The sequence below is a fragment of the Pseudomonas sp. RIT-PI-S genome, assembly GCF_025642975.1.
GTDB lineage: Bacteria > Pseudomonadota > Gammaproteobacteria > Pseudomonadales > Pseudomonadaceae > Aquipseudomonas.
In genome coordinates this window covers 162,207-174,530 of sequence record NZ_JANZKJ010000004.1, presented here as the reverse complement: position 1 = coordinate 174,530, position 12,324 = coordinate 162,207, and the positions used below count along the sequence as shown (strand labels likewise).

Sequence of the window (12,324 nt, the reverse complement as noted above, 5' to 3'; positions counted from 1 at the left end):
TCCGCAATGGCTCACAGCGCCAGGCTTGTTTCATTGCCGGCGCTCTGGGCCTGGAGGAAGATCGAAAACAGCTCATGCTGCGACTTGATGCCCAGCTTGCTGTACATGTGTTTCTTGTGTACGCGGACCGTTTCGGCGGAGATGTGCAGCTTGCGGGCGATTTCCTTGCTGGAGCAGCCGCTGAGCATCAAGCGGCCAACGTCCAGTTCCCGGGCCGTGAGCTGAGCGCCGCGGCTTTGCTTGACCGAGGCTTCCAGTTGCGCGCGCCAATCATTGGGCCCGGGTTGCGGCGCCACGAGTGCCTGGCCGGGCACTGGCTCGGCCCTCTCCAGTGGCAGGCGCTGGCGCAGCAGTGCGATCACCCACGGCTGGATCATCGCCAAGAGGGCAATCTGCTCCACGCTGAAGCGCCGGGTGGCCCCCAGCGACAGGCACAGCGTGCGATCCGGGTCTACCTGGCAGTTGAACTGGACCTCATCGGCGACGACGTTGAGGCGGAAGTAGCGCTGGTAATACTCGGTCAGCTCGAAGTGTTCCGGGGCCACTTCGGCCAGGCGGAACAGCCCGCTCTGCGGCCGTTCGCGGCTGGCGATGTAGAACGGGTCCAGCAGGTAAAGGCCATTGAGGTAGTCCTGGAACAATTGATCCGGGCTGCCGTCCTGCGCCGGGCATTCGGCGAACACCAGGGGCCGCTCGGCGCTGCTGAATTCCAGCACTACCCAGCTATCGAAACTCACATGCTGGTGGATCAGGCGCACCAGTTGCGCCCAGAAGTTGGGCCGGTCCAGCGCTTCGATCAACTGTGCGATCGCCCGATGCCAGGCCATGTCCTCGAGTGTGATTGTCATCGCTCTACCCCAAATGGGTTACCCCAGCTGCGGAATACCCGCTAACCCTCGCTGATGCGCATACTGCCCGCACAGCCGACATGCCGGCCAGCCTTTTAGTGGCCGGCGGGCCGCAACAGTCATAAGGAACTTCATGAAGGTCGAACTCGCCCAACTGCCAGGCCAGGACAACGGCACTGCGCAAAACCTGGACAGCGCCCTGCAAGCGATCGCCGCTTGTGCCGACGACACGGCGCTGATCGTGTTCCCGGAAACACACCTGATGGGCTTTCCTTCCAGCGAAACCGTAGCCCAGGTCGCCGAGCCGCTCACCGGCCCCACGGTGGCCGCCGTGCTGGCGGCCGCACAGGCGAAGAACATCGCGGTGGTGATTGGCGTGGCGGAAAACGACGGCGGTCGCTTCTACAACACCACCCTGTTGATCACACCCCAGGGCCTGGCCCTGCGCTACCGCAAGACCCATTTGTGGGCCTCTGACCGTGGCGTATTCAGCGCGGGCGATCGCTATGCCACCTGCGTATGGAACGGCGTGCGCGTGGGCCTGTTGATTTGCTACGACATCGAATTCCCTGAAAGCGCCCGCGCCCTGGCGCAACTGGGGGCCGAACTGATCATCGTCACCAACGGCAACATGGACCCCTACGGCCCCACCCACCGTACCGCCATCATGGCGCGCGCCCAGGAAAACCAGGCGTTTGCGCTGATGGTCAACCGCGTGGGCGGCGGCGACGGCGGGCTGGTGTTCGCCGGCGGCAGCGCCTTGGTGGACCCGTTCGGCGCCCAGCTGTTCGAAGCCGGGCGCGAGCCTGGGCAATTCAGCGTGGAGCTGGACCTGGCCCAACTCCACGCGGCGCGACGCGATTACCGCTATCTCGAAGATCAGCGGCTGCGTTTGCCTGGTGAGGTAGTCGAGCATGCCAACGGCCTGCGGGAGTTGCTGATTCCCTGAACCGGCCCGGGTTTATCAGGCCGGCGGCGCAGGCCCCGCGGGAGGTGCGAACCGGCTTCCCCTGCCCGACCAGCCAGCTGCTTCAAACCCTAGAACAATAAGCTTTGGTTCCACCGCACTTACCTCTGCCATAAAACCTATAAATTCGGAGTGGTCGCTCATGGCTCAATTGCAACGCACCCTTTCACTGGGGTCGGTGGTGCTGTTCGGCATCGCCTATATGACTCCCATCATCGTGCTGGGGACCTTTGGCATCCTGGCGCAATCCACCGACGGCAAGGTCCCGGCCGCCTACCTGGCGGCGTTGGTGGCGATGTTTTTCACGGCCATGAGCTATGGCCGCATGGCCGCGGCCTTCCCGGTAGCCGGCTCGGCCTACAGCTACGTGCGCAAGGCCATCAGCCCCAAGCTCGGCTTTATCGCCGGCTGGGCCGTGCTGCTCGATTACCTGTTCCTGCCCATGGCGATCTGGCTGATCGGCGCCGCCTACCTCGGCTCTGCCTTCCCCTCGGTGCCGCAGCCGGTGTGGGTGCTGGCATTTATCGTGATCACCAGCGCCATCAATATCGTGGGCCTGAAACTGGCAAACACGGTCAACGGCCTGTTGATGGTGGTGCAGTTCCTGGTGCTGGCGGCCTTCGTGGCGCTCTGCATTCACTACATTGGCGGCGATGCCCGCACCCCGCTGTGGTCGCTGGCGCCGTTCTTCGATGGCGGCGTGCAGATGCCAATGATCATGAGCGGGGCCGCCATCGCCTGTTATTCCTTCCTGGGCTTCGACGCGGTCAGCACCTTGACCGAAGAAACCCGCGACCCGCGGCGCACCATCCCCAAGGCAATCATGCTGATCACGCTGCTGGGCGGGTTGATCTTCGTGGGGGTGTCGTATTTCGTGCAGCTGGCACACCCCGGCGCCCAGTTCGAAAACATCGACGCGGCCGCCTATGAGATCGCCCGCAACATCGGCGGCGACGTGTTCGTGTCCATCTTCCTCATCGGCCTGGTGGTCGGCCAGTTCGCCTCGGGGCTGTCCGCCCAGGCCAGCGGCTCGCGCCTGCTCTACGCCATGGGCCGGGACGGGGTGCTGCCCAAGCCGTTCTTCGGTGGGCTGAACGAACGCTTCGGCACACCGGTGAACAGCATCCTGTTGTGCGCCGTGGTAGCGCTGCTGGCGCTCAAGCTGGACGTCACCACCTCCACCTCGTTCATCAACTTCGGCGCGTTCCTGGCGTTCAGCCTGGTCAACCTGTCGGTGATCTTCCACTACTGGATCGGCGCCCAGCGGCGCGGCCCTCGCGAGCTGCTGCTGTTCCTGGCCTGCCCGTTGGTCGGGCTGCTCGCGGACCTGTGGTTGATGGTCAGCCTGGACAACGCCGCGATCATCCTGGGAGTAAGCTGGCTGGTGCTTGGTTGCGTTTATCTGGCCTGGCTTACCGGGGGCTTCCGTCGCCAGCCACCGGAAATGGATTTCCAGGAAGCGGCGTAAGCGGCCCCAGGCGAGCAACGCAACGGCGCGCGTCAGCTACCGTAAACCCACGCGCACCGTTCGCCTTGCATTCCGACCCTTCACCATGAACGCCATGCGCAACGGGAGAAGCCTATGGCTACGTTCAACGTGAAAGATTACGGGGCACAGGGCGATGGCGTGAGCGATGACACCGCCGCGATCCAGGCGGCCATCGACGCCGCCGCCATGGCGGGCGGCGACGTGTACGTGGGGCCGGGCACCTACGTGGTGACACCCGCCGCCGACGGCCACTGCCTCACGCTGGCCGCAGGTACGCATTTGGTGGGCGCGGGCATTGGGAACAGCATCATCAAGCTGGCCGATGGCGTGAACGATGCCACCGCCCTGCTCGTCGCCGAGGGCGATGACACCGGGGCCCGCGAACTGACCCTCGACGGTAACCAAACCGGCACCCTCGGCACCGTCGACGGCTGGGTCAGCGGCAACCATGACGGTGTGGTGCTGAGCGCGGTAGAAGTGCGCGAAGCGAGTGGCAATGGCTTTGACCTGCGCACCACGGGCCAAACGTTCGCCGTGGCTGACTGCGTGGCCCGCCATAACCGCCACGACGGCTTTATCGCCAGCGGCCAGGCCGAAGGGGTGATCCAGGATTCGCTGGCGACCGCCAATGGCGAAGCAGGCTTTCACCTCGGCGGCACCCTGCAACTGCTGGACAGCGACGCCGTGCGCAACGCCCAGGACGGCATTCTGCTGTACGAAACCGACGGCGCGACGGATGCGCTGGTGGTGGGCGGTGGCCGCTCCGAGGGCAATAGCGAAGGTGTGCACATATTGGGGGTGGACGGCTTTACGGTGCGGGGCGTGGAGGCCTTCGACAATATCAATTACGGCATCGACAGCGACACCGCGCGTAATGGGCGCATCGACGCAAACACCGTTCATGAGAATGCCCAGGATGAGTTCTCTTCCATAGAGATCAACATCCAGGGCTGGGTGGGCAACCCCGATATCACTGCCATCAACGTGTCAGCGACGCACAACCTGGTGTATGGCGGGCAGTATGCCTACTACGGGATCGTCGAAGGCTACGACGTCGGCCACAACAACCTCATCGCAGACAACCTGGTCACCCATGTGGTAACCCCCGTGGTGGCGGCCGGGCCCAACAGCGTGGCGCGCAACAATGCCCCTTTCGCGATCCGTTACGGCACCGACAGCGCCGACCGCATGGCCGGCACTATCGTGCGCGACCAGTTGCACGGCGGCCAGGGTAATGACCGGCTCGACGGCGCCATGGCCGACGATGTGCTGGATGGCGGCCGCGGTGTGGACCTGCTCACCGGCGGAGCTGGCGCCGACGTGTTCCGCTTCGGCTCGCTCAATGACAGTTACCGGGACGACATCCAAAGCCACACCGACCGCATCACCGATTTCAATGTGAACGAAGACCGTCTTGACCTCACCGCCCTGGGCTTGACCACCCTGGGCAACGGCCATGGCGACACCCTGCGCCTGGTGTACGACGCCACGCGCGATGTGACCTACCTTAAGCACCTGGACGCGGACATCGACGGCAATCGCTTCGAACTGGTGCTGCAAGGCAACCTGGCCGGGTTCTCCGCCAGTAATCTGCAAGCCCTGCACACCGGTACCGGCAGCCGCGACAACATGAACGGCAGCAGTGTCGCCGAGACCTTCCACGGCGACCTCGGCCTGGACCACATCGACGGCCTCGGCGGTGACGACCGCCTGTATGGCGATGCCGGCGGGGATACCCTCACCGGCGGGGCTGGCGCGGACACCTTCGTCTATACCCAGCTCAGCGACAGCCTGCGCGCCAACGTGGCCAACGGCACCCAGGGGCGAGACACGCTGGTGGATTTCAGCGCCACGGCTGGCGACCAGATCGACGTTTCCGCGCTGGGCTTCACTGGCCTTGGCAACGGCCACGGCACTACCCTGACGCTGGTGACCAGCGCCGATGGCGAGAAAACTGTGTTGAAGTCCCTGGACGCGGACGCTGCCGGCTTCCACTTCGAGATCCTCCTGCAGGGCGACCAGAAGGCGACCATCGCCGACACCAGCATCATCTTCGCCCATGCGTTCGGCACCACGCCCAGCACCGTCCCCGACTGGCTGGACACCAACCGGTTCGGTACCTCGGGCGCGGATACCCTGGTGGGTGATTGGGCGGACAACCAGCTGCGCGGCGGCGACGGCAAAGACCATCTCTACGGCAACGTGGGCAACGACAGGCTGGCGGGCGGCGCCGGTTCCGATGCGCTGTATGGCGGCACCGGCGACGATATCTTCATGTACACGCAGGTCAGCGACAGCTACCGCCTGGGCCAGGTGTTCGCCGACACGCTGTTCGATTTCTCCGCCCATAACGACCGTGTGGATGTGTCTGCCCTGGGCTATACCGGGCTGGGCGATGGCCATGGCGGCACGCTCAAATTGGTGGAGGATTCAGGCCGGACCTTCCTGCGCAGCCTGGACGCCGACGCCCAGGGGCGCTTGTTCGAAGTGCGCTGGATGGGGGAGATCGCCGATACCCTGAGCGCCAGCAATTTCGTGTTTGCGCCGGCGCCCGTTCCCGAGGAAAGTGTGACCCTGCTGGGTGTCGCTGCGCAGGCTGCTTGAGGGCTGAATGGGGCCAGCCCAGGCAGGCGCCACCTGGGCGGGTGGGCAGTGCGGGCCATGGCCCGAGCTCGAGCTGGCGGGGTGACTCCAAAGCCTGGCACTTCAAGAAGGTAAACCGGAAATGTATGCAAGCATGTTGTTCGCCTTGGCGGCCGCCGCTTTGTTCGGGGCCAGCACGCCCCTTGCGAAAATGCTGGGGGTGACGGTGTCGCCGCTGCTGCTCGCGGGCCTTCTGTACCTGGGAAGTGGCGTCGGCCTGGCGGCTACCCGAGTGATCCGGGATCGGGGATGGCGCGCCAGTGGCCTGGCGGCTGGTGAGTGGCCATGGTTGCTCGGAGCGATCGCCTTCGGTGGCATCCTGGCGCCGGCCGCGCTTATGTTTGGGCTAACGCGGACCTCGGGGGCAACCGCGTCATTGATGCTGAACCTTGAGGCAGTACTGACCGCGCTGTTGGCATGGCTTGTTTTTAAAGAGAATGCCGACCGGCGCGTTGTCCTGGGAATGATCGCCATCGTGGCCGGAGGGGTTGTTCTGGCGTGGCCAGCCGAGGCTCTGGATGATCACGACATGCTCGGCCCGATGACCGTTGCGCTGGCGTGCCTTGGCTGGGCGATCGATAACAACCTGACGCGTAAGGTGTCCGCCTCGGACGCCCTCTACCTGGCATGCGCCAAAGGGCTCTTTGCCGGAGCGGTGAACACGTGCCTCGCCCTGTTGGGCGGCGCCCAGCTTCCCGGCTTCGGTGCCCTGGCGCCCACCCTGCTCGTGGGCTTCCTGGGTTATGGGGTGAGCCTGGTGTTGTTCGTGCTGGCGCTCAGGGGCCTCGGCTCGGCGCGCACCGGCGCTTACTTTTCCACGGCGCCGTTCATGGGCGCGGCGATTTCGGTCCTTGCGTTAGGCGAGCCGGTGCGGCTGTCGTTCTGGATCGCGGCGGGGCTGATGGCAATCGGCGTGGTGTTGCACCTCACCGAGCGGCATGCCCACGAGCACACACACGAGCCGTTGGCGCACAGCCACCGCCATGTTCACGACGAACATCATCAACATGAGCACGACTTCGAGTGGGAGGGTGCAGAACCCCACAGCCACCCTCACGAACATCAGGCGATGCGGCATAGCCACTCCCACTTTCCGGACGTTCACCACAGGCATAGCCACTGACGCAATAAACCGGGCCCGATTGTTGTCCTACCCCAAACTGCCACGCACGTCAGCGTCGGCGCTGTCCAGGTACCTCTCAGGTCTTCAGCGGGAACACAATGAGCGCACACGATCACCATCACGGCCACGAGGGCCACAGCCATGCGGGGCATCACCATGCAAGCCCTCCCGCCACGTTCGACAGTGCGTTCGCCCTGGGATCGGCGCTGAACGCCACGTTCGTGATCGCCGAAATAACCTTTGGCCTGACCGCGCACTCCGTCGCGCTGTTGGCTGATGCCGCGCACAACCTCGGCGACGTGTTGGGCTTGCTGCTCGCCTGGCTTGCCGTGTGGTTGGGGCGTAGAACGCCCACGGCAACCCGAACCTACGGCTATGGCCGAAGCTCGATCCTGGCGTCGCTGGCCAACGCCGTGGTGCTGCTGGTCGGCGTAGGCGGCATCACCCTTGAAGCCGTCCAGCGTTTGGTCGAAGGCGTTCCCGCAGGTGAGGTCGGAGGCAAAACGGTGATGGTGGTCGCCGCCATCGGTATAGCGATCAATGGCCTGACCGCGATGCTGTTCGCGCGGGGGCGAAAAGGCGACCTGAACGTGAAGGGCGCCTTCCTTCATATGGCGGCCGACGCGGCGGTGTCCGCCGGGGTGGTGATCGCCGGGCTGGTGGTGTTGCTGACCGGCTGGACCTGGGTGGACCCGGTCACTAGCCTGGCCATTGCCGCGCTGATCCTGGTGTCCACCTGGGGGCTGCTGCGCGACAGCGTGAACCTGGCCCTGGATAAAGTGCCCGAGGGCATCGATGCGTCGCAGGTCCAGGCCTTTCTGGCCGCCCTGCCCGGGGTGAGTGAAGTCCATGACCTGCACATCTGGCCCCTCAGCACGACCCACACGGCCCTCACCGCTCACCTGGTGCTTCCGCAAGCCGATCACGATGACGCTTTTCTGCAGCACCTTACGGTGGAACTGGAGGAACGCTTTGGCATCGGCCACGCGACCATCCAGGTAGAACGAGGCAACGAGGCTTCGCCTTGCCAGCTGGCGCCTATGAGTGTCATTTGAAGGCAGCCTGGCGCAGGCAGCCGCCAGCCGGGATGTCAAGGGAGTTGACAATGCTAATTGTGAGGTTTAGTTTCACAATATGTCGCAGACCAATGTCCAATTCGCTGTCGCTGCCCACATCATGGCAGCCCTCGGCGTGAATCATGGAGAAGCCCTGCGCTCCACGGTGCTGGCAATGAGCGTAAACGCCGATGCCAGCTTCGTGCGCCGGGTGATATCCAAGCTTGCCAAGGCAGGCCTGGTGACCACTACCCGCGGAAAAAACGGCGCCTGCGCGCTCTCCAGGCCGCCAGCGGAGATTACCCTGCTGGATATCTACAGGGCGAGCGAAGCGCCGGAGTCTTTTTCGGTACACCGCTACCCGGTGTCCGAAAGCTGCCTGGTGAGCAGGAACATCAAGGGCTGCATGGAAAGCATCTTGTGCCAAGCGCAGCATGCCTTCGAGCAGGGCCTGGCCGAGCAGTCGCTGGCAAGCGTCGTTGAACGGGTACGAGACGGCAGCTGATATTTTTCTGCCCTAAATTGTTGTTTTTACTATCACATTAACCCTGAAACGCTCCATCCACCTGTGAGGTCATCATGGCTAAGCTAGAAGGAAAAGTTGCACTGGTCACCGGCGCATCCAAAGGTATCGGCGCCGGTATAGCCAAAGCGCTCGCGGCCGAAGGCGCGGCGGTCGTGCTCACCTATGCCAGTGCCCAGGCGGGCGCCGAGGCCGTGGCGGCAACGATCATCGAAGCCGGCGGCCGCGCCACCGTGGTCGGCGGCGACGTCACCAAAGCGGCGGATACGGAAAAGTTCGTGCAAACGGCCATCGACGCGTATGGCCGCCTGGATATCCTGGTGAACAACTCTGGTGTGTATGCGTTCGCTCCCATCGAAGACGTCACCGAGGAGGAGTTCCACCGCCAGTTCAACACCAACGTGCTCGGGCTGCTGCTGGTCACCAAGGCCGCGGCCAAGCACCTTGGCGAGGGCTCGAGCGTGATCAACATCAGTTCCGGGGTCACTACCCTAACCCCTGCGGGCACGGTTGTGTACAGCGCCACCAAGGGCGCCGTGGATGCAATCACCGGCGTACTTGCCGCTGAACTGGCCCCGCGCAAGATCCGCGTCAACGCCATCAACCCCGGTTACGTCGAGACCGAGGGCACCCATAGCGGCGGGATCACCGGTTCCGATATGGAAAAAAACTTCGTCGCCATGACGCCCCTGGGCAGGGCCGGGTACCCCGACGATATCGCCGACATCGCCGCCTTCCTCGCCTCGGACGCCGCACGCTGGGTCACGGGTGAGCACCTGTTGGCGGCGGGCGGCCTTCACTAAGGCCGGGCCGTTGCCAAGCGCGGCAAGCGCTCACTGCGGTGTGCGCTTGCCCCTCTCGCAGGTACCCCTCACTGCCCTCGGCGCCTAGGTTGCCGCCGCTGGGGTCGATACGGTGTCGGCGTGCTCAGCGCTTTGCCCCAGCAGGGTCAACGCCGTGTCATGGCTGTTCGCCCAGTTGAAGTGGTTGTAGGTCAGGTAATAGGTCTGGTCCCCGGCGAAGGTGACTTGGAACGAGCGCCCTTGAGCATCCACGGTGAGGTCCCGCAAGTAGGTGCGGTCGGAGGCCGCGTTGTAGCTCACTTTCAAGGTGCCGTGAGTGCCGTCCCCCAGGTTGGTATAGCCTAGTGCGGCTACGTCGACCCAGTCCCGGCCATGGCCAAAGTCGGTGATCAGGTCGCTCTGGTTACTGGTCGCCGTGCGGTAGCTGTCGGTGATGGCCGTGAAGATGAAACCGTCATAACCGCTGCCGCCCGTGAGGCGGTCCGCCCCCGCTCCTCCAGTGAGGCGGTCCGAGCTGGCGCCACCGTCGAGCCGGTCATTGCCGGCGCCGCCGCTGATGGTGTCCTCGCCGTTGCCGCCGTGAAGGTTATCGGCGCCGCTGGTGCCGGTCTGGTACAAGCGCTGCACGGGAGAGCTGTCCACCACCCGGCCCTGGTCGGCCCAAGCGAAATCAATACCGCCCAAGCGCAGGGCCGCCACCTGGTTACCGCTGAGCGCCACTTCGAAATGCGCGCCACTGGCGTCGGTTTGTGTGGAATACAGCCGCGTGAGGTTGGCCTCGCTGTAATAGCTCAGCGCCAGGGTGGTGCCGGTGCCGTCGCCCAAGGCGGTGAAGCCGAGCTTGGACACATCCAGGCGGTCACCCTCATTGCTGTTGAAATCGACGACCAGGTCGCGCCCGAGCGTGCTGCCCGTGGCGCCGATCTGGCTGTCGGAAAGGTGGCTGAACACGAAGGTGTCCGCCCCCGCGTCGCCATTCAGCCGGTCGCCATATGTCCCGCCGTCGAGGCGATCATTGCCGTCGCCGGCGTGCAGTTTGTCTCGCCCCGCTTCGCCGAGCAGGGTGTCTTCGCCCGTGGTGCCATAGAGAGTATCGGCGTAGCGGGTACCATCGACCCACGTCTGGAAGTTGGCCTCGGTCAACTGCCCGCGGTAATCCCCCAGCAAGCCAAGCTCGAAGCGGTGCCCGGCGGCGTCGGCGTCATAGTTCTTCAGGTAGGTCACGCCTTTGCCTTCGTTGTAAACCAACGCCAGGGTGCCATGGTGGCCATCGCCCAGGCCGGTGAAGCCCAGGCTTACCAGGTCGAGCTTGTCGGTTTGGGCATTGAAGAAGCGGATCTGGTCGGCCTGGCTGGTGGTCGCGGTGCGGTAGCTGTCGTCCAGGCTGTCGTAGCGGAAGGTGACGCTGCCTTGGTCGGCCCGGGTGCCCCAGAACACATCCCGGCCCGCGCCCCCGATCAGCGTGTGGTCACCCACCCCGGCGATGATCTCGTCGTTACCGGCGCCGCCATAGATGACCCGGTCCACCGGCAGTATCGAGGTGTAGTAGAAGATTTTGTCGTTCTGCGCCGTGCCGTGGCTGATCAGGGCGGTGGCATTGGTGAGCTGGACACTGGCGGCGCCAGAGAGCGCCGGGGCGTCTATGCCGTGTTCGATGTAATTGCCCTCCACACGGGTGCTATCGCTCTGGCCGGCCTCGACTACGCTCACCAAGGTTTGTGGGCCGCCGTCCGACAGCCAATTGTTGAAGGTGTTGCCGCGTACCTCGGTGCCGGTGCTGTCGTTGAGCACCAAGGCGGTGGAGCTGTTGCCCAGCAAGAACTGGTTATGCTCAAGCAACGTGCCCTTGGCGCCATCGGCTTGCACCTGCACCTGCCCGGCTTGCCAATTGGTGAAGCTGACGTACTCCAGCTGCGCGCCCTGGGTGCCGCTCAGTTGAACGCCGCCCAGCCCGGTGGCGCTGATGCTCCCGCCGATCAGGCTGGCGCCTTCCCCCTGCAGCAATACCCCATGGCCGGTGTTCTCATCGCTGGTGAGGTCGAGCACTTGCAGCGGTCCGGTCACGGTAAGGCCATTTCCGGCGTTGTGGTGCACGGTGGTGTCGCTCAGTTCGCTATTCACCAGGCCGGAAGCGATGATTCCATCGATGCCGCAGTTCTCCACATAGGCGCGGCTAACGCTCACCTGGCCGCCTTCGCCTCGCAGGTCCAACCCGTAGCCGGACATCTGATCCACTATCACCCGGTCCAGCACCACGCCACTGCTGGCCCCATTCACCCACCCGCTCACCTGGCCGGTGGTGTGGGCGCTATTGCCGTCGAGCGTGAGGAATCGCGCGCCGGTATGGTCGCCGGTGCTGCTGAGCATGGCGCTGGTATCGTCCGCGCCGTCCGCCAGCTTGAGGATCGCATCGCCGCCAAAGCCAGCGGGGCCTTCGAGGGTGACGTTCGCGGGCAGTGTGAGCGCGGCGCCGCCGTTCTCCCCGCTGATGATAAAAGTGCCGGCCGCCAGCTTGACCGTCCCGCCGCCGGCCGCCGAGGCCGCATCGATGGCAGCCTGAATGGCCTGGGTGTCGTTGCTGTGCCCGTCACCGAGCGCGCCATAGTCGCTTGCCTGGAAAGTTGTCATTGTTGTGCTCCTGTGCAGTGTTCAGGAGCAGCAAGTGTAGCTACGGCCTATTGCAACGTTGCGCGAGCTCGGTGCTGGCCCAAGTTCCAACGACGGGGGAGCAGTTCATGTACCCTGTGCCCGATCACCTCACACCCACCTCAGGCGAGGCGGTGAGGCGTGGACCATGGTCCACACTGCTACCGCTCACCGCCCGCCTGGGCGAATGAGTGCCCCTATACCGCCATGCAAAAGGAACGAGCATG

At 64.5% G+C, this 12,324-nt stretch carries 9 protein-coding genes; 7 read left to right on the top strand and 2 right to left on the bottom strand.

Annotated features, from left to right (window positions below; all coding sequences use genetic code 11):
* Positions 1-11: 11 nt before the first annotated feature.
* On the bottom strand, positions 12-848 hold the full coding sequence (locus OGL93_RS08660; RefSeq protein ID WP_263262182.1) for a LuxR C-terminal-related transcriptional regulator: 837 nt from the start codon (positions 846-848) through the stop codon (positions 12-14).
* 133 nt (positions 849-981) lie between these two features.
* Here OGL93_RS08660 and OGL93_RS08655 point away from each other — a divergent pair, with 133 nt between their 5' ends.
* The 7 genes from OGL93_RS08655 (at position 982) to OGL93_RS08620 (ending at position 9,451) form a co-directional block, all read left to right on the top strand.
* Positions 982-1,797 carry a carbon-nitrogen hydrolase family protein gene (locus OGL93_RS08655; protein WP_263262181.1) on the top strand — a complete coding sequence of 272 codons (816 nt, stop codon included), beginning with the start codon at positions 982-984 and terminating at the stop codon, positions 1,795-1,797.
* Positions 1,798-1,957: 160 nt separating this feature from the next.
* Positions 1,958-3,283 (top strand): APC family permease, encoded by a 1,326-nt coding sequence (locus tag OGL93_RS08650; RefSeq protein ID WP_263262180.1) that lies wholly within the window; start codon positions 1,958-1,960, stop codon positions 3,281-3,283.
* Between the two features lie 114 nt (positions 3,284-3,397).
* On the top strand, positions 3,398-5,908 hold the full coding sequence (locus tag OGL93_RS08640) for a glycosyl hydrolase family 28-related protein (protein WP_276583464.1): 2,511 nt from the start codon (positions 3,398-3,400) through the stop codon (positions 5,906-5,908).
* Positions 5,909-6,029: 121 nt separating this feature from the next.
* A complete protein-coding gene (locus OGL93_RS08635; RefSeq protein WP_263262179.1) occupies positions 6,030-7,070 on the top strand; it encodes a DMT family transporter in 1,041 nt (346 codons plus the stop codon).
* A gap of 98 nt (positions 7,071-7,168) precedes the next feature.
* The gene (locus OGL93_RS08630) at positions 7,169-8,125 is read left to right on the top strand and encodes a cation diffusion facilitator family transporter (RefSeq protein ID WP_263262178.1); all 957 of its coding nucleotides are present in this window, start codon (positions 7,169-7,171) and stop codon (positions 8,123-8,125) included.
* A 79-nt stretch (positions 8,126-8,204) separates the two neighbouring features.
* Entirely contained in the window at positions 8,205-8,630 is a 426-nt protein-coding gene (locus OGL93_RS08625; protein WP_263262176.1) for an Rrf2 family transcriptional regulator, read from the top strand.
* Positions 8,631-8,704: 74 nt separating this feature from the next.
* Positions 8,705-9,451 (top strand): glucose 1-dehydrogenase, encoded by a 747-nt coding sequence (locus tag OGL93_RS08620; protein WP_263262175.1) that lies wholly within the window; start codon positions 8,705-8,707, stop codon positions 9,449-9,451.
* Positions 9,452-9,535: 84 nt separating this feature from the next.
* Here OGL93_RS08620 and OGL93_RS08615 read toward each other — a convergent pair whose 3' ends face one another.
* The gene (locus tag OGL93_RS08615; RefSeq protein ID WP_263262174.1) at positions 9,536-12,079 is read right to left on the bottom strand and encodes a M10 family metallopeptidase C-terminal domain-containing protein; all 2,544 of its coding nucleotides are present in this window, start codon (positions 12,077-12,079) and stop codon (positions 9,536-9,538) included.
* Between the last annotated feature and the right edge of the window lie 245 nt (positions 12,080-12,324).

Excerpts from the sequence above, each read along its gene's own strand:
- OGL93_RS08615 (WP_263262174.1), bottom strand. The coding sequence starts at position 12,079 with ATGACAACTTTCCAGGCAAGCGACTATGGCGCGCTCGGTGACGGGCAC.
- OGL93_RS08620 (WP_263262175.1), top strand. The coding sequence starts at position 8,705 with ATGGCTAAGCTAGAAGGAAAAGTTGCACTGGTCACCGGCGCATCCAAA.
- OGL93_RS08640 (WP_276583464.1), top strand. The coding sequence starts at position 3,398 with ATGGCTACGTTCAACGTGAAAGATTACGGGGCACAGGGCGATGGCGTG.
- OGL93_RS08650 (WP_263262180.1), top strand. The coding sequence starts at position 1,958 with ATGGCTCAATTGCAACGCACCCTTTCACTGGGGTCGGTGGTGCTGTTC.
- OGL93_RS08655 (WP_263262181.1), top strand. The coding sequence starts at position 982 with ATGAAGGTCGAACTCGCCCAACTGCCAGGCCAGGACAACGGCACTGCG.
- OGL93_RS08630 (WP_263262178.1), top strand. The coding sequence starts at position 7,169 with ATGAGCGCACACGATCACCATCACGGCCACGAGGGCCACAGCCATGCG.
- OGL93_RS08660 (WP_263262182.1), bottom strand. The coding sequence starts at position 848 with ATGACAATCACACTCGAGGACATGGCCTGGCATCGGGCGATCGCACAG.
- OGL93_RS08625 (WP_263262176.1), top strand. The coding sequence starts at position 8,205 with ATGTCGCAGACCAATGTCCAATTCGCTGTCGCTGCCCACATCATGGCA.
- OGL93_RS08635 (WP_263262179.1), top strand. The coding sequence starts at position 6,030 with ATGTATGCAAGCATGTTGTTCGCCTTGGCGGCCGCCGCTTTGTTCGGG.